This is a genomic window from Faecalibacillus faecis, assembly GCF_003024675.1.
GTDB lineage: Bacteria > Bacillota_I > Bacilli_A > Erysipelotrichales > Coprobacillaceae > Faecalibacillus > Faecalibacillus faecis.
Genome location: NZ_PYLP01000006.1, coordinates 1 through 17,680 on the forward strand (window position 1 = coordinate 1; position 17,680 = coordinate 17,680).

Below are 17,680 nucleotides of genomic sequence, written 5' to 3' on the forward strand. Positions count from 1 at the left end.
TAAGCGGACTGATACTAATAGGTCGAGGGCTTGACCGAAAAGGCAAGCGAGCTTGAAAGAAAGAGACTACTATCTGGTTTTGAGTGTCCTGAAGGATACTTTAAGAGAAGATCTGGTAATGATAGCATGATGGACACACCTGTTCCCATTCCGAACACAGAAGTTAAGCATCATCACGGCGAAGATAGTACTTCGGTGCGAAAATAGCTCGTTGCCAGTTCTTTTTTTTATATCTTTACTTTATTAAAACCACCTGACTTTCTTGCCAGGTGGTTTTTAGATACACTGTTTCAGCTTTTCTACAATTAGACCTATTTTTTCACTATCTAATGATGAGTAGTTCATAACATAAATATTCTTGTTTTCCTTATTATTTTTATAATATTGCGAAAGTGGACTTAATCTTATTCCTTTACTATAAGCATTATTTATAATGTCTTTTTCTTCTTTTGTACTTTTTATTTTCATTAAAAAATGAACGCCAGCAGTTTCATTATAAATTTCAATTTTATTATTTAGACTACTCGTTTGAAAGGCATTTAAGATTGTATTTTGTTTTTTTAAATAATAATTTCTCAAACGATTAATATGTCTTTCAAAATGTCCGTTTTCAATAAATCTTGAAAGAGTATATTGTTCAAAATTTGAAACTGTACATGAATAAAATGAAAGACGTCTATAATATTCATCAGCTAATGACTCTGGTAATACCATATAAGACATACGGATAGTTGATGATAAAGTTTTAGTAAAGGTATTCATGTAGATGACTTTATCGGAAACATCTATGCTTTGTAAAGTTGGAATGGGTTTTCCACCTAATCTTAATTCACTATCATAATCATCTTCAATGATATAATGTTTTTCAACTTTATTTGCCCATCCTAGAAGTTCATACCTTCTTGAAATTGGCATAACAATACCTGTAGGAAAATGATGAGATGGAGAGATGTGTATTACATCAATTTTCTTTTCTTCTAATTCATTTGGATCTATTCCATAATCATCTATATCCACATATTCAAAATCAACATTCATACTTTTATAAATTTGGGCAGTTTTTGGATAACCAGGATTTTCTAAGCCATATTTAACATCATTTCCTAAAAGTTGAATAATCAAGCTATATAGATATTCTGTACCTGCACCAATAATGATTTGTTCAGGTTTAATATTCATATCTCTAAAATCTTTTAAGAAATTCGCAATATTTTTTCTTAATTCAAGAATACCACCACAAGGTGAGTTGATCATTAGTTCTTTTTGATTATCTCTTAGTACTTCTTTCATTGTTTTGATCCATGTAGTAAAGGGAAAGATATCACTTTCTGTTTGATTACTAGAAAAATCAGCTAAGTAGTGATTATGTCCACTTGTTAAAACCACTTTCTCTTTATTCATTTGTTTTTTAGAAGGAATATTTTTTAAATCAGCGACATAAAATCCTTTCTTTGGTAATGAATAAATAAAACCTTCAGACATAAGTAAACTATAAGCATTTTCAACAGTAATAATACTTACTCCAAGATTTTTTGAAAAAGGTCTCTTTGATGGTAATCTTTCTCCCGGTTTTATGTTTCCTAAAATAATGTCTTTTTTTATACATTTATAAATATATTCATAAAGGGAATCTGACCCTATATTTGTAAGATTATATGTTAACATAAATGATTCCTCCTCAAACTGACCTTAATGGATATATTTAATTTGAATATTTTAATATGTTCACATTTAAGTATAATAAAAGCCATAACAAAAGTAAACAGGGGGATTAAAAAATGTTAAATGAAAGATATGCATTAAATAAACAATTAGCACAAATGTTAAAAGGTGGTGTTATTATGGATGTAACAACACCTGAACAAGCAAAAATTGCAGAAGAAGCTGGAGCATGTGCAGTTATGGCGCTTGAAAGAATTCCTGCAGATATTCGTGCAGCAGGGGGAGTTGCAAGAATGTCTGATCCAAAAATGATTCAAGAAATTCAAGCAGCAGTAAGCATTCCAGTTATGGCAAAATGTCGTATTGGACACTTTGTAGAAGCACAGCTTTTACAAGCAATTGAAATTGATTATATTGATGAAAGTGAAGTTTTATCACCAGCAGATGATGTTTATCATGTCAATAAAAGAGAATTTGAAGTACCATTTGTATGTGGTGCCAAAGATTTAGGGGAAGCGCTTCGTCGTATCAATGAAGGGGCAAGCATGATTCGTACAAAAGGAGAACCAGGAACAGGAGATATCGTTCAAGCCGTTCGTCATATGAGAATGATGAATAAACAAATTGCCCAAATTTCGGCTCTTAGAAAAGATGAACTTTTCGAAGTTGCAAAACAATTACAAGTACCATATGAACTTGTAGAATATGTTCACGATCATAAAAAATTACCAGTTGTTAACTTTGCTGCTGGCGGAGTCGCTACACCTGCAGATGCAGCATTAATGATGCAATTAGGGGCAGAAGGAGTCTTTGTTGGTTCAGGAATCTTTAAATCAGGAAATCCTAAAAAACGTGCTGCTGCGATTGTTAAAGCTGTTACAAATTATACAGATGCTAAATTGATTGCAAAATTATCTGAAGATTTAGGGGAAGCAATGGTTGGTATTAATGAACAAGAAATTGAAATCTTAATGGCTGAAAGAGGTAAATAATGAAAATTGCGGTTCTCGCTTTACAAGGAGCCTTTATTGAACATGAAAAAAAGTTAGAACAATTAGGAGCGACTTGTATCGAATTAAGACAAAAAAGTGATCTTGATCAAGATTTTGATGGACTCGTATTACCTGGAGGCGAAAGTACGGTTCAAGGAAAGCTTTTAAAAGAATTAGAGATGTTTGATGATTTACAAAAACGTATTCAAGATGGTTTACCAACACTTGCTACATGTGCAGGACTCATTTTATTAGCTGATAGAATTGTCAATCAGGATCAAACTTACTTTTCAACAATACCTATGACGGTTAAAAGAAATGCTTATGGTAGACAACTAGGAAGTTTTCATACCATTGAAGAAATGAAAGGATTAGGAAAAGTACCTATGACTTTTATTCGCGCACCTTATATTGAAAGTGTACAAGAAGGCGTTGATATTCTTTCTGAAGTAAATGACCATATTATCGCTGTTCAATATAAAAATCAACTAGCACTTGCTTTTCATCCTGAACTTGATGAAAATCATTCTATTCATCAATATTTTATAAATATGATTAAAAAGTCTACGAGGTAGGCTTTTTTCTTATATAATAGAAATAAAGGAAGTGTTAAGATGAATCATCATATAGAAGTAGTGAATTCTAATATAAAATATCCAATTATTTTTTATAATCATTTTTTTAATCAAAATCGACCTGTAACATCACATTTTCACAAGGATGTTGAAGTCGTTTATATCGTCTCAGGAAAATTAGAGGCATATATTGATGGAAAAAATGAAATATTTCATCAAGGAGAAATGTTTATCGTTAATAGTCATGTTATTCATCAATTTATATTTTTGGAAGAAACGCATATTTATACTTATCTTCTTTCAATAGATGTATTTAATGAGTTTAATATCAAATACAATACATTTAAGTTAAGAACACCATTAGATGTAGAATGGATGAAACCTTGGTTAGAAATGAAAAATTGCCAAGAACTAGCCTCTTTAGACAAACATATTTTAATGTATCAACTTTATCAAAAAATAATTCAGGACTGTTTAATTGAAATAAAAAAAGAAACAAAATTAAATGATATTTCCTTTATATTAGATGAGATAGAGAAAAAGTAAGCACAAAATCTTTCACTTGAATTTCTTGCAAAAAAGTTTCATTTTCATCCTAATTCATTGACACGCTATTTTAAAAAACAAACAGGAACAACTTTTTATCAATATCTACAAAAAATTCGATTAAAGCATGCTTATTATGATTTAATGCATACGGATATGAAAATTATTGATATTGCTTTAAATAATGGATTTAAAAATGTGAAATCCTTTGAAAAAGTCTTTCAAAATGAATATAAAAAACACCTACAAATTATAGAAAAGGTTTATAATTGACTATTAATTGTTTAAAAAAGCAATGAATATATTTTAAGAATAGTTAGAATATAAAAGAGGAGGATCAAAAAATGGAATGGTGGAAAAAGAGTGTTGTTTATCAAATTTATGTAAAAAGTTTTCAAGATAGTAATAATGATGGTATAGGTGATCTTCAAGGAATTGTTTCTCGTTTAGATTACTTGGAAAAATTAGGAGTTGATGTACTATGGTTAACACCTATTTATAAGTCTCCTGATGATGATAATGGTTATGACATTTCAGATTATTATCAAATTCAGCCAGAATTTGGAACGATGGAAGATTTTGAAGAATTATTAGAAAAAGCGCATGAAAAACAAATTAAAATTATCTTGGATGTTGTTTTTAATCATACAAGTGATGAGCATCATTGGTTTAAAGAAAGTCAATCATCAAAAGAAAATCCCTATTGAGATTATTATATTTGGAAAGAACCTAAAGAAGGAGATGTTCCTAATAATTGGACAAGTTGTTTTCAAGGTTCAGCATGGGAGTTTGATGAAAATACAAAAGAATATTATCTCCATTTATTTTCTAAAAAACAACCTGATCTAAATTGGCAAAATCCTAAAGTAAGACAAGAATGTTATGATATTATGAATTATTGGGTAGATAAGGGTGTAGATGGCTTTCGCTTAGATGTTATTAATGTTATTAGTAAAGATGAGAATCAATATTATGTAGATAGATCAATTAAAGGACATAAGGTCTGTGCTAATGGTCCACATGTACATGAATATATCCAAGAGATGAATCAAAAGGTATTTTCAAGAAAAGAATTATTAACAGTAGGAGAACCCCCATCTGTTACTATAGAAGATGGTAAAAAATATGCACCATTAGATAATAGTGAATTATGTATGATTTTTCAATTTGAATTGATGGATGTCGATGGTGGTGAAACAAATAAGTGGTCTGATCAACGATTTGTTTTAAAAGATTTAAAACAAATCATGTCAAGATGGCAAGAGGGAATGTATCAAAAAGCTTGGAACTCATTATTTTGGAATAATCATGACCAACCTCGTTGTGTTTCAAGATTTGGTGATACTTCGACAGCTCTTTATCATGAAAAATCAGCAAAAATGTTAGCAATTTGTCTTCATATGATGCAAGGAACACCTTATATTTATCAAGGGGAAGAATTGGGAATGACGAATGTTCCATTTAAATCATTGAATGATTATCGTGATATTGAAACTTATAATAGCTACAAACAACTTGTTGAAATAGAAAAGAAGGTAGCTCATGAAGATATGTTACGCTACATGCTAAAATCAAGCCGTGATCATGCAAGAACACCAATGCAATGGAACAAAGGTAAAAATACGGGATTTAGTAATCAAACATCATGGATCATGGTCAATCCAAATTATCTAACAATCAATGCAGAAGATGAAATCAATAATTCAAATTCAATTTTTTATACTTATCAAAAACTTATACAATTAAGGAAGACATATGAAATTATAATTTTAGGAAAATATGAATTAATAATGAAGGATGATGAAAATATCTTTGCATACAAACGTCTTTATAAAGATGAAGAAATGATAGTTTATTGTAATTTTAGTAATCAAGAAGTTGGTTATGATACCTCTATTCTAAATGATGAAAAAATATTAATTAAAAACTATGAAAAGCATCAAAAGGGAACTCTTAAACCTTATGAAAGTATTGTTTTCTATCAAAAAAGCAGAGCTTAGGCTCTGCTTTTACATTAAATATGATATTCCATAGGATAAGTTAAATAATCTAAACGATCTAATTCATCAACTGTAACTACACCAGCAGGTGCAACCAAAACAGTTGGAATACGATTGACAATTGTTGCACACGTATGTTCAACCGTTGCAGGTTTTACAACATGAAACTCTGTATCTGGTTCACCTGTAATTTTCCAATCACACATATCACCATCATCTTCACCATAGACTTTACCAATACATTGTGTTTCAATAACAGGACCTTGGAAAGTTTCTGTTGTTACAACAGCAGCCATTCCAATACAGTTTCCTTTTGGAATTGTTTCACCTAAAGTTGATGAATATAAGTCTGTTTCATGGAAATAAGGAACACATTTTTGTGTTTGAGATTTAATTGTCCATCCCATGCGTGCTGCTAAGGCTTCATTTGAATTCCATACATATGAAGGTTCTAATACTTCAGGATGGGCAATACATGCTTCAAATTCTTCAGGAGTTAAACCAACACCATGAGCTTTTGCAAGAGCTAATCCATAATCTTCGACATTATAACTTACAGCACCTTCAATCTTTTTAATAGAATGACATCCACCGGCTACTAAACCAACCATATTTACCCAGAAGATATCTTCCATACCACTACCAACAAAAGTACATCCATTTTCTTTTGCAATAACATCTAATTGATTTGTACGAACTGGATCTGTTGTCCAACTATATGTTGCTTCTTCACATGTAGAAATAACACTAATTCCTCTTGATAAACATTTTACATAATGATCGAAGCAATCACTGACTAAACTAAATAAAGTGACAACAGCGATATCAGGATCTGTTTCATCTAAAACTTTATCTGCTTGATCACTAATACATACGCCTGTTTTAACACCAAGTTCTGCAAAATCACCAATATCCATTCCTACAATTGCGGGATTTGTATCAATGGCCCCAACAATCATTGCTCCATTTTCATAAAGATAACGGATAATGTATTTTGCCATCTTTCCGCAACCATATTGTACAACTTTAATCTTTTCCATAATTCATGCCTCCTATTTCTTTCAATTACATCATAGACTCTTATCTAAGAAGAGAGTCAACTACTTTTTAAAAGAAACAGGAACTTGTAATCTTAAAAACATAGAACGTTCATGATGATCAAACATACTGAGTTCACTTAAAACTTCACAAATATAATCACCACATATTGTAAGATGATTCATCTTACAATAATCAAGAAGACGTTTTGCATAATCTATTTCTTGATGAAAATCATCAAGATAAATACAAGCATACATTCCATTTTCAATCACTTGTATTTCTTTTTCAGGAAAATGATTATCCACAAAAACAAAAATACGATCTGAAATAAATTCTTGTTTTAAAAATCGTTCTTTATTAAGAAAAGTTCCCGCATTACAATAATAAATTTGGGGATAATGATGCATAATCAAATCATTCTTTAATTGGGTTAAAAGATGTTCATAAACATTTAAATCGTGTTCATAGAAATTAATATTGGTATGCATGACATAGATCCTTCTTCGATCAATATATTCTAAAGTAATTGTCCCGCTTGGGGGTGATTTACGATATCTTTCCAAACTATAAATCGTTCTGGAAATAGCATCTTTAGTTCTTTGTAAATCATTGATTTGTATAGAAAGTTGTTGCTTCTTTTTAATTAAAATTGCTTCAATTAAATTAATATCTTCTTTATCAAGAAGTTCCTTAATTTCTTTAAGATTCATTTGCAGTTCTTTCATATATTGAATCAAATCCAAACGTGCATTTTGTTTAATATCATAATAGCGATAATTTGTCTCAGGATTAACATATACAGGCTTCAATAAATCAAGTTCATCATACAACCTTAATGTTGTTACCGTGATATGATTCATTTTGGCCATTTCACCAATACTTAAATAATCATTATTCATAGTATTCACCTCAAATTCATTATATCAAACTCTCATGTTACATAAGAGTTATTTTAATAATTTAGGTAAAAATAGACAAATAATCTTATATTTATAAGAGATTTCCTTTTTTACAAAAGATTATGTACAATAGAGATAGTTTTAATCTTAAGAAAATCTTTAGAAATATAAAAAGAAAATATTTATAAATCATCTCTATACTTTAAGGCAAGAGGTGAGGAAGATGGAAAGAATAAACAAAATCATTTTAATAAGCTGTGTATATGCAGGTTATATATGTATTAGTTTTGCATTGTTTTCAATGCTTAGATAAGGAGTTAAAAAGGGAATGGAAAAATATCATGTATTAGTTATCGAAGCTGACATAGAAATTGCCAATGCAATTAAAATTTATTTACAAAATCAAGGATACGATGTGTATGTTGGAAATGATGGAATTGCAGGTTTAGAAATTGTGGAAAAAGAAACAATTCATCTTGCTATTGTTGATATTATGATGCCACGTATGGATGGTCTAACAATGGTCGCAAAATTAAGGGAAAAATATGATTTTCCAGTTATTTTTCTTTCAGCAAAATCAGAAGATATTGATAAAATCATGGGACTTAATTTAGGTGGTGATGATTATGTTACCAAACCATTTGTACCGATGGAATTAATGGCACGTGTTCGTTCCCATCTAAGACGTTATGGACGTTACTTAGATGCGACAGCACCTAAAGAAAGTGATTCTATTTATCTTTGTGGTGGTCTTGAACTGAATGTAGATACTAAAACTGTTTTAGTTGATGGCAAAAAGGTAAAAGTAACACCAATCGAATTTAAAATATTAGAATTATTAATGAAAAATGCGGGAAAGGTTTTTTCTGCCGATGATATTTATGAACGTGTTTGGAATGAAGAAGCCATTAATAGTGAAACAGTGATGGTTCATGTTCGTAATTTAAGAGAAAAAATAGAAATTAATCCTAAAAAACCACAATATTTAAAAGTTGTTTGGGGTGTTGGATATAAAATTGATAAATAATAGGAGGAAACATGAAAAATAAAAACAGATTACTTAAAATACTTTTATTTTCTGTATTGATTATTGCCTCATTAGTCACTTATTTAAGTTATGGGGTAAAAGAAAAAACGACTTCGACTAAACTTGATTTTGATAATAATCGAAGTAGAATTACCGAAATACTTACAAGTAAAAGTATTTTATTAGATATGAGAATTCAAAGAAGAAAAGGAAATTATGATTTACTTCATTATTATGTTAAAGGTGATGATATTGATCAACTAAATGTTTATGGTGATTATTCTTTAAAAGATGTTTTTAATGACTATATTTATGAGTTAGATGATGAAAATAATCGTGATACAAAAGGAATCAAATATTATGTTTATGATAAAACAGACGAAAAAATCTTTTTCACAAATTCTAAAAAGAATTTAAAAAAAGCATTTGAAACTCAGGATAAAAAAGTATTAAATGACTATCAATGGTATACAACCATTGATTATGATGAAAATGGAAATGTTTCTCTTGAAGGAAATCAAACCAGCGATTGGGAAGGATCCTTCTACAATACTTCCTTTGATCAACTTTTTAAAAATAATTATTTAGATGAAGGTAATAGTGATATTATTAATCAAATAACCATCAATAATCCAACAAACATTAAAGTATTAATTGCGATACCTAAAAAATTACCAACAAATTGTTATTTAGAACAATTATGTTCTAAACAAGGATCCATTTCTGATGTTTTAATAACCTATGTCTTTATCATTGTTGCAGCTCTTGTCATTTTTATGTTATTTGTGCCAGTAAGAAAACTGATTGACATTGAGCCTTTTAAAACAGTTGTTAAAGTTAAATTATTCTTTATGTTCTTTATTTATATTATTTTAATTGCAATGTGGCTTGCTGTCATGACAGAAGTATTAAGGGCCTCTTGGCAAGGAACTTTTGCTTGGATGCTAAGAGAAAGAGGAATGGCTGGTGCCGGTGTTGCGATTGAACCGATTATCAATGTAGGTGGTTGGTTTGTTTTCTATGCCATGATTATGTATTTTATCTTTTATATCAAATCTATTCTTGTTTTTGGTAAAGACTTTATTAAAGAACATACGCTTGTTTGTAGTGCTTATCACTATTTTAAAGATGAAATTAAAAGCTTAACACAATTTGATTTAAAGAATCAAAAAGGAAATATCATTCTTAAAATAGGTTTAATCAGTGGTATTTATATTGAAGGAATTTTATTATTTGTTTATTTTTTTATGGGAATTATAGGAAATCTTTATTATATTAGTCCACGTATTTATCTTATTTTTACATGTTTTGTTTCTTTGGTTTGTGCCATCATTACTATGTTGATTTCTAAAAAGCTACTTTCAAAAGTAAGCAATGATTATCAAGTTCTTTTACAATCAGCCAATCATTCAGCTCAAGGTGAATTTAATGATAAAATCAATCAAGATCTTGGTTTATTTAATTCACTTAAAGATGAACTTAATTGTATCAATGATGGTTTTAAAGATGCGGTAAGTAAAGAAGTCGCATCACAAAAGATGAAAACAGAATTGATTAGTAATGTTTCTCATGATTTAAAAACACCTTTAACATCTATTATTTCTTATATTGATTTATTAAAAAATGAAGATTTATCAAAAGAACAACAAGATGAATATATTGATATTTTAGATCGTAATACTAAAAGATTAAAAACACTTATTGAAGATCTATTTGAAGTATCTAAAGTCAATAGTGGTAATATCCAATTAAATCCTATAGATTTAGATATTCATGCCTTATTACAACAAGTTCTCTTTGAATATCAAGAACAATTCGAACATCATCATTTAAATCTAAAAAATGATTATGAAAATAAAAAAATCATTTGTCATTTAGACAGTGAAAAAACTTATCGTGTTTTAGAAAATTTATGTCAAAATATCTGTAAATACGCTTTAGAACATACACGAGTTTATTTACAAATCGTTGAAACGAATCAACAAGTTATTGTCGTTTTCAAAAATATTTCAGCACATGAAATATCTAATCCAGGTGATTTAACAGAAAGATTTGTACAAGGAGATGCTTCACGTAAAAGTGAAGGTTCTGGTTTAGGACTTGCTATCTGTAAAAGCTTTGTGGAGGTTCAAGGTGGAACTTTTGAAGTGAATGTAGATGGTGATCTCTTTAAGACAACAATTATCTTTCCTAAGAAAATAGAAAATGATTAAAAAGGTTATTCCCTGGATCTTACTCTTTCTCCTTCTTCTTATGATCAATACAGAAATGATTTTTATGATTTATGAAACTATCTCATTTTTGAGATAGTTTTTCATATTTTGAAAAAAATATGATTTAAAAATGACGTAAAATCAAGGGGTTTGGGCGATTAAATGTTACTAAATGTACACAATTAGTAACAAATTAGTAACAAAAAATTAAGCTTTTATTTTATTAATTTCTACGAATAATTTGTTAATAACTGTATCAGTATAAGTATCAAAAGTAATATCTTTCATTTTGTGTCCTAGCACTCTTTTTCTACTAAAAACATCAACATTATTCAATTGACAAAGAGTAGTGAAAGTAACTCTTGTATCATGTATAGTATGTTTCATATTTAAGTTTGTTAAGTATTCTAAAAAGCAAATATTATTGAAGCTTACATAGCTGCGGTCTATCAGTCTTTTATTTTCACATAATAGTAATTCTATTACATAATCTTTTATGGAATCATGTATTGGAACAATTCTATTTTTACCTGCTTGCGTTTTTGATCCTGTATAGAAATACGAAACTTTTCTTTCGATTCCATCATCGTTACAAATTTCATCTATATGTATATCATTTCTATCGATATTGAGTAATTCGTTTGCACGTAAACCGCTATAAATATAAATAAGCACAATCTTAGCCATATCAGTGTTTTCTTCTCTTAAACATTGAATTTCATCATATGAGAAAGCATAATGTTTTTTGCTATCTTCGTCTTTTCCACAACTGATATATTCAGTATAATCATCATCACGATTGATATATTTATGAATAACTGCATATTTGAAAATTTTTGTACAAAGTACCTTCATGTGTATTTTTGTACCTTGGCCACATTTATCATTGTCAAAGATGAATTGCAAATCTTGTAAAGAAATATTAGTGATCTTTCTATTATATACTTGTTCAAAATGTTTGATCCATGACCTATAGCCATAAAGAGCGGATTTAGATAATGAGCTAAGTTCTTCTTTGTCTAAAATGTCAAAGATTTCTTTGAATGTTGGAACTTTACTATCATGTCTTTCTTTAACTTTGTTAAATATATCAGGAGATAATTCTTTTGCTTCTTTATCGTTTATTTGTTTATTAACAGTTAAATGATAAAGTGATAGGGCATTTAAAGCTTCAAGTTCAGTTTCAAAAGTGCCAATAGGTACTTGTTTCTTCTTACCTGTAACAAGATCATATTCTTCACTTGTAATTTTGGCGCAGTAGGGCTTTCTACGTTTTCCTGATAGTTTTACTACAGTACCACTATTATTTGGTCTACGCTTATATGTGACTTTTCTAGCCATAATAAAAACACGTCCTTTCAATTATATTTGCCTTGAACGTGCTCTATATGGTAAAATTGAGTACGTAAAAGGACTTTAGCGAGTTTCTTTTTATTTAAGGTATTGGTAGTACCTTATTTTTACTCTCCTGTTGGTAGCAGGGGAGTTTTTTATTTTTCTAATGATTTATTCATCATCTTCAATAATCTTATTTTCAATTGGTAATGAATTTATAAATACTTCGATATTATTAGAATTTTCAACATTTTTAACTAGTAAATTAACGTGGAGTGTATTATCATAATGAATTTCTTCAAACATGTCGTATGATTCTAATCTAAAATCTAAAGAGAGTTCACCGCCTATTTGTTCGTATACATTATAATAAACATATAAATTGATTGTAATTGATTTCTTCCTTCCTATAACAGAAGACCAATTTTCATCAAATTGATGAATTGTTTTACCGGAAATTTCTTTGAATTTGACACCGTTAGCATCATCATAAAAGGGACGAGTTGCTAATTTTATGTAACACTCTCCATTACCTAAATTATCAATTACAATAGGAAAACGTTTTATATTTGATGAATCTTTATTGCTGTTTCCTATTTTAAATTTATATAATCCATCACACTTTTCTTTATCAAAATCTATTTTGTGTACTATTGGAAAATTATATTCATTTTTTTCATCTAATGATACTGTTAAAAAAGGCATATACTGAATTGCTAAATCTTTTCTCCTTTGTTCTTCTTGTTTTTTAATGGTCCACCAAACACCAAATAAAGTAGTACCACCACCTATGATAGAGCCAAAGAATCCAATCCATGTTTCTTGATTATCAGGAGTAATAAAGCCAATTGGAGAAGGCGTTGTGACCAATAGATTAATGAAAGGCGGAACAAATGCAAAGAAACAAATAGCTGCTATAATCATTAGATAATTATGTTTTATAAAATCTTTTATCTTTTTCATTGAAAGCTCCTTTGCTGGTTAATTATTTAAATTATCAGAATATAAATTTAATCGTTTAATAAATTTGGTTACATATTCTTTTAAAATAGGAAATGTATTTTTTATAGACGTTAATTCAAGAGATAATTTTTTAAATTCTTCTATTTCTTGTATGTCGTTGTTTATATAAAGAGTTTTTGTTTCGAATTCATTAACATAATCTTTTATATAGCTTTTTATTAAAAATAATACTTGATCGGGTGAAGTTGACAAACCAATCTCTCCATTAGTTGCTTTGTCAAACTTTTCAAGTTGTTTGCAAAGTTCATAAATTTTCATTTGGCATTCAACTGTTTTATATAATGATTTTTCATTACTGATTAGATTATTATAATAATCGATTTTGTTTAAAATATCTTTGGCATCTGCCACTGTCAATTGCTCATTTGATATGTTTTTTTTATTTATATTATAGGAAGACGTTCTTGTTCTTCTCTTTTTACACATTTTTTTTAAAGTATTTCTATCCCAAAGCTCAACGCCTATGGACTCGGCAAGTTCAATAGCTTGCTTAGTGAAATAAGAATTTGTAAAAACTACAGGCACATCACATGAATAATGTCTGCAACCAGAAAAAGCTTCTTGTATAGCAGATACACCAACATTACCAGAATAATTTTTACATTGAATAGCATATTTTTTATGTCTGTTTTTTGCTAGAATATCTACTCCAAAATCACCACTACCTTTAGTAACTTTTACATCATAAAAGCCATTGTTTGTTAAAATATTTTTACTAGCTTGTTCAAATTGCAAACCAGACATATTATCTAATTGTTCAAGATAGTAGTTTTTAGGAAACAGTTCTTTGAATATATCTATTAAAAATTTAAGAAATTTAAATGAATACTTTAAGGGATAAAACATCATTTTTAAAGGTAAAGTCAAAATAAAATAAATCATAGTATTATTTTATTTGATTTCCTATTTTTTAAAAAAGATAATATATTTAAATTGCTTCTAAATGACATTTTTATTCCCTCCTTTGATAGTTATTTTTTATAATCTTTCAATTCCTTTTGAACATCAAGAATATATTTACTTCTAATTAAATGAATAATCATTTTAAAAAGCCTATCATACCACTTGATATAGTCAGCATTAGAATCAAATTTAATATTTCCATCATTATTATGCCTTATGTAGAATTTGTTTAGCATGTAGAATATATCGTCAGTTAATGATTTATTAATAGAGTTAAATTCTTTTCTTTTCGGTTCTAAATAATCACCTAATTTTTTCAAAATAATTCTTTTTTCATTTATATCATTTTCAATTCTAAAATCATTGTATTCTAGCAATGCTAATCTTAAATCATTTTCATTTTCGATAATTGATAATATGCTATCAGTATCAGCATCATGTTTTATGAATGTGTAGTGATCGTTGATTTTTTCTATAGAATAATTTGAAAAATCCATTATAATCTTGATGTTTGTGGTAATTAAATTAAATTCATCTTCATTGTCAATGAATAGATTATAAAGATCTGCATTGAAATCTATATCATAAATATCGTCATCACAGTAGGATGATATCCACATTATAAAATCAAAAATAAATTGTAAATAATAAAAATATTCTGTATTGTTCATTTCTTCGACTTTTGTATGTAACTCTAATAAATCAAAGAAATCAGAAGCGTTTGTTGCAGTATATCTATGAGGCCATAATTTAAAGCAACTATTAACCATACGCCAAAATGTACTGTTATTAGAGTATCCATCAAGACTTCTAAATTGTGGTTTATTTAGATATTTTTCCATTCGTAAACATTCTTTTTTTATATCTGTTCTTTTTTCTAATTCAAAAATACTTTTTACCAATGTTTAATCCTCCCAATCAAAATCTTTTATAACTTTCTTTAATCTACCTAAACATCTAAAGTTATCTTTTAATGGATCAATGATAATTGGTTCAAATTCAATATTCATTGGTTGTAACATTACTATTCCATTAAGTTCTTTGTATTTTTTGCATGTAGCAACATTATCTTCATCACAAAAACATCCAATAACTCCATCATCAACTTTATCTGTTCTTTCAAAAATAAGAAGATCTCCATCATTTATACCAGCATCCTTCATGCTTTCACCTTTAGCATATTGTGCAAAATATTCAGCACGGGGATTCAATCCTTTGCTGGGTACTGGAATCATATCAATTATATTTTCATCAACAAATCCACCGTTGCCACAACAAATAGAATCGTATAGTGGTACACTAGTGTATTCAATATTAACTGTTTTATATATAGCATCATCTTGATTACCCTTTATTAAATAATCTGTAGAAACACCAAAATAATCAGCAAGTTGTTGAACGATTCCCATTTTTGGTTCAGTTCTATTTATTTCCCAAGATGAAACAGTTTTATCACTTACACCAACGATTTCTCCAAGTTGTTTTTGGTCCATTCCTTTTTTTTCACGTAATTGTTTAACTATCGTACCAAATTGTGTTTTCATTTATGACACCTCTTTTCGCTACTATTATAATGCAAAATGTAGAATAAATAAAGCAAATCACAAAAAATATTCTACAAATTGCATATTTTTATTGACAATCTACAAAATGTAGGATAGAATGAAATGCGTAAAGAGGAGGTGACAGTATGAGTACACGAATGAAACTTGATGAAATCAGAAGAGCTAGAGGTTATTCTCAAGAATATATGGCCAACAAATTAGGGTGTCATAGAAATACGTATGCAAAAATGGAAGAAAAGCCTCAAAATATCACAATGGAAGAAGCTGATAAATTAGCAACAATTTTAAATGTATCTGTAAATGATATTATTTTTTTAGAATCTAATCTACAAAACGTAGAATAATTTAAAACAAAATTACTGATCATCCAGGAATCAATCTCTAATAAAGCCTATTTTATTAGATTCCTAAAATTAATTGATCATAGAAACACTAACTTAAAACAAATTTCTTTTTTAATACAATACGTGAAACTTTCATTTTGTAATAGAGGTTGGTTCCTTGATGGTCAGTAGTAGAAAGGAGAAAAAGAAATGGAACAAAAAGACCAAATGGCTATTATCAAATTCAAAATTAAAAATGAAAGAAAGCATTTAAAAGAACTTATTGAGCTTAAGGAAAAAGCTAGAAAGGAATTTGAAGAATGTCTAGCAGAAAACTATTCTTCAAAATTAACTGTATATAAATCAGCAATCTTAAATGTTTCAAGACAATATTTAAGATTAAGCACAATTATAGAAGTTGCCTGTGCATTAGATTTAATTTCAAGTATTGAGTTTGCAAAGTTATCAAGCGAAATAAGTGGATTGGTTTTCTAAGAAAGGAGGGGAATAGCATGGCGTACCAACTACAACTAGTACTATTGGATAGTAAGAAACTTTCATTGGAGATAGCAAAAAGTAACTGCTCAGTTGCAGCTTTTTCAAAGAAATGTGGAGTACACCGTCAAACTATTGCTGAAATCATCAATAGAGGGGTTAGCTGCAGATTCTTAACAGCTTATAAAATTGCAAAAGGTTTAAATTTAGAAGTTGAAGATCTTTTATTAAAGGAGGGATAATCCATGGATGAAAACAACATTTCAGTTGAAGAAGTTATGAAGATTACTCATAAGAGTAGAGAATTCATCATCAATGCAATTCAACAAGGATGCTTTCCAGGAAGTGTTGCAATAGCTAACAAAAGAAGAAACGTACACATTCCAAGAAAAGCATTTGAGGACTACATGAATAAGTTCAGCAGAAGTCCTAGTGAGCAATTGATCATTGCATTGCTTAATTCTTTAAATGAAAAAAGTGCCCTTGAAAAAAGGACACACAACATAGCACATAAATTATAAACAAATTCGGGAGGAATTGCAAATATGAGATTGACTAAAAAAGCTCAGGTCACATTGTTTGGACTTTGTGTCTTCGGTTTGGTTCTTAGTGGTACTGGTTATGCTCAAGCAAAATCAACACAAGCAGCTTATGAAGAACAAAGCAAACAAATAGAATTATACAAGCAAGAGTTGAAAGAAACTCAAAACCAACTCAATGAATATGTTCAGTACAAAGCCATGTACGAATGTATCCAGGTAGAAAGAAATCAACTACAAGAACAAGTTGATGAACTTTCTAAATGAAAAGCACTTGGCCAGTTTACCATAACGTACTATTGGCCAGGAGAAGACATCTACGGAAGTTTAACTTCTACAGGTGCAATTGCACAAGAAGGTAAAACCATTGCGGTAGATCCTTCAATCATTCCTTATGGTTCTACAGTTTTGATAGATGGAAAAGAATATTTAGCTCAAGACTGCGGAGGAGCTATCAAAGGAAACAAAATTGATATCTTTAGTGAATATCCAAAACAAGAAAGATATCAGGTGGAAATATACATCAAAAGGGGAAAATGAAA

Annotated in this window: 19 protein-coding genes, 1 rRNA gene and 2 pseudogenes; 14 read left to right on the top strand and 8 right to left on the bottom strand. The window is 29.0% G+C overall.

What is annotated here, in order from left to right:
* Positions 1-111 precede the first annotated feature (111 nt).
* Positions 112-220, top strand: a 5S ribosomal RNA gene (gene rrf, locus C7U55_RS06225).
* 56 nt (positions 221-276) lie between these two features.
* On the opposite strand, the gene pdxR is transcribed toward rrf, so the two are convergent.
* Positions 277-1,665 (bottom strand): MocR-like pyridoxine biosynthesis transcription factor PdxR, encoded by a 1,389-nt coding sequence (pdxR, locus tag C7U55_RS06230; RefSeq protein ID WP_106987814.1) that lies wholly within the window; start codon positions 1,663-1,665, stop codon positions 277-279.
* Between the two features lie 113 nt (positions 1,666-1,778).
* Between pdxR and pdxS the strand changes: the two genes are divergently transcribed.
* The 5 genes and pseudogenes from pdxS (at position 1,779) to C7U55_RS06255 (ending at position 5,775) form a co-directional block, all read left to right on the top strand.
* Positions 1,779-2,654 (top strand): pyridoxal 5'-phosphate synthase lyase subunit PdxS, encoded by an 876-nt coding sequence (gene pdxS / locus C7U55_RS06235; protein ID WP_106987815.1) that lies wholly within the window; start codon positions 1,779-1,781, stop codon positions 2,652-2,654.
* Positions 2,654-3,229: a pyridoxal 5'-phosphate synthase glutaminase subunit PdxT gene (gene pdxT / locus C7U55_RS06240; RefSeq protein WP_106987816.1), complete on the top strand. Its 576-nt coding sequence runs from the start codon at positions 2,654-2,656 to the stop codon at positions 3,227-3,229. The genes pdxS and pdxT overlap by 1 nt, the downstream gene beginning before the upstream one ends.
* Positions 3,230-3,268: 39 nt before the next feature.
* The gene (locus C7U55_RS06245) at positions 3,269-3,775 is read left to right on the top strand and encodes a cupin domain-containing protein (protein ID WP_106987817.1); all 507 of its coding nucleotides are present in this window, start codon (positions 3,269-3,271) and stop codon (positions 3,773-3,775) included.
* 36 nt (positions 3,776-3,811) lie between these two features.
* Positions 3,812-4,048: pseudogene (locus C7U55_RS14235) on the top strand (helix-turn-helix transcriptional regulator); the annotation flags it as partial.
* Positions 4,049-4,119: 71 nt separating this feature from the next.
* A pseudogene (locus tag C7U55_RS06255) lies at positions 4,120-5,775 on the top strand (glycoside hydrolase family 13 protein).
* A 14-nt stretch (positions 5,776-5,789) separates the two neighbouring features.
* On the opposite strand, the gene C7U55_RS06260 reads toward C7U55_RS06255, so the two are convergent.
* Both C7U55_RS06260 and C7U55_RS06265 read right to left on the bottom strand, forming a co-directional pair.
* Positions 5,790-6,815, bottom strand: a complete 1,026-nt coding sequence (locus C7U55_RS06260; protein WP_106987819.1) for an NAD(P)H-dependent amine dehydrogenase family protein — start codon at positions 6,813-6,815, stop codon at positions 5,790-5,792.
* Positions 6,816-6,875: 60 nt separating this feature from the next.
* Positions 6,876-7,715: a MerR family transcriptional regulator gene (locus C7U55_RS06265; protein WP_106987820.1), complete on the bottom strand. Its 840-nt coding sequence runs from the start codon at positions 7,713-7,715 to the stop codon at positions 6,876-6,878.
* Positions 7,716-8,043: 328 nt separating this feature from the next.
* Here C7U55_RS06265 and C7U55_RS06270 point away from each other — a divergent pair, with 328 nt between their 5' ends.
* Both C7U55_RS06270 and C7U55_RS13950 read left to right on the top strand, forming a co-directional pair.
* Positions 8,044-8,742 carry a response regulator transcription factor gene (locus C7U55_RS06270; protein WP_106987821.1) on the top strand — a complete coding sequence of 233 codons (699 nt, stop codon included), beginning with the start codon at positions 8,044-8,046 and terminating at the stop codon, positions 8,740-8,742.
* 11 nt (positions 8,743-8,753) lie between these two features.
* Positions 8,754-10,955, top strand: a complete 2,202-nt coding sequence (locus C7U55_RS13950) for a sensor histidine kinase (RefSeq protein ID WP_106987822.1) — start codon at positions 8,754-8,756, stop codon at positions 10,953-10,955.
* Positions 10,956-11,162: 207 nt separating this feature from the next.
* On the opposite strand, the gene C7U55_RS06280 is transcribed toward C7U55_RS13950, so the two are convergent.
* The 5 genes from C7U55_RS06280 to C7U55_RS06300 form a co-directional block, all read right to left on the bottom strand.
* Positions 11,163-12,296: a tyrosine-type recombinase/integrase gene (locus tag C7U55_RS06280; protein WP_106987823.1), complete on the bottom strand. Its 1,134-nt coding sequence runs from the start codon at positions 12,294-12,296 to the stop codon at positions 11,163-11,165.
* 165 nt (positions 12,297-12,461) lie between these two features.
* A complete protein-coding gene (locus C7U55_RS06285; protein ID WP_106987824.1) occupies positions 12,462-13,253 on the bottom strand; it encodes a hypothetical protein in 792 nt (263 codons plus the stop codon).
* Positions 13,254-13,271: 18 nt separating this feature from the next.
* Positions 13,272-14,195, bottom strand: a complete 924-nt coding sequence (locus tag C7U55_RS06290; RefSeq protein WP_106987825.1) for a restriction endonuclease — start codon at positions 14,193-14,195, stop codon at positions 13,272-13,274.
* Between the two features lie 89 nt (positions 14,196-14,284).
* Positions 14,285-15,118 (bottom strand): hypothetical protein, encoded by an 834-nt coding sequence (locus C7U55_RS06295; RefSeq protein ID WP_106987826.1) that lies wholly within the window; start codon positions 15,116-15,118, stop codon positions 14,285-14,287.
* A gap of 3 nt (positions 15,119-15,121) precedes the next feature.
* Complete coding sequence (locus tag C7U55_RS06300) at positions 15,122-15,760, bottom strand: LexA family protein (protein ID WP_106987827.1); 639 nt, start codon at positions 15,758-15,760, stop codon at positions 15,122-15,124.
* 146 nt (positions 15,761-15,906) lie between these two features.
* Between C7U55_RS06300 and C7U55_RS06305 the strand changes: the two genes are divergently transcribed.
* The 6 genes from C7U55_RS06305 (at position 15,907) to C7U55_RS13955 (ending at position 17,678) form a co-directional block, all read left to right on the top strand.
* A complete protein-coding gene (locus C7U55_RS06305) occupies positions 15,907-16,125 on the top strand; it encodes a helix-turn-helix transcriptional regulator (protein WP_239985175.1) in 219 nt (72 codons plus the stop codon).
* 189 nt (positions 16,126-16,314) lie between these two features.
* Positions 16,315-16,599: a hypothetical protein gene (locus tag C7U55_RS06310; protein WP_106987828.1), complete on the top strand. Its 285-nt coding sequence runs from the start codon at positions 16,315-16,317 to the stop codon at positions 16,597-16,599.
* Between the two features lie 17 nt (positions 16,600-16,616).
* A complete protein-coding gene (locus tag C7U55_RS06315; protein WP_106987829.1) occupies positions 16,617-16,841 on the top strand; it encodes a helix-turn-helix transcriptional regulator in 225 nt (74 codons plus the stop codon).
* Positions 16,842-16,844: 3 nt separating this feature from the next.
* Complete coding sequence (locus C7U55_RS06320) at positions 16,845-17,120, top strand: helix-turn-helix domain-containing protein (protein ID WP_106987830.1); 276 nt, start codon at positions 16,845-16,847, stop codon at positions 17,118-17,120.
* A gap of 24 nt (positions 17,121-17,144) precedes the next feature.
* Positions 17,145-17,405, top strand: a complete 261-nt coding sequence (locus C7U55_RS06325; protein WP_106987831.1) for a hypothetical protein — start codon at positions 17,145-17,147, stop codon at positions 17,403-17,405.
* 99 nt (positions 17,406-17,504) lie between these two features.
* On the top strand, positions 17,505-17,678 hold the full coding sequence (locus C7U55_RS13955) for a 3D domain-containing protein (RefSeq protein ID WP_275666254.1): 174 nt from the start codon (positions 17,505-17,507) through the stop codon (positions 17,676-17,678).
* Positions 17,679-17,680 lie beyond the last annotated feature (2 nt).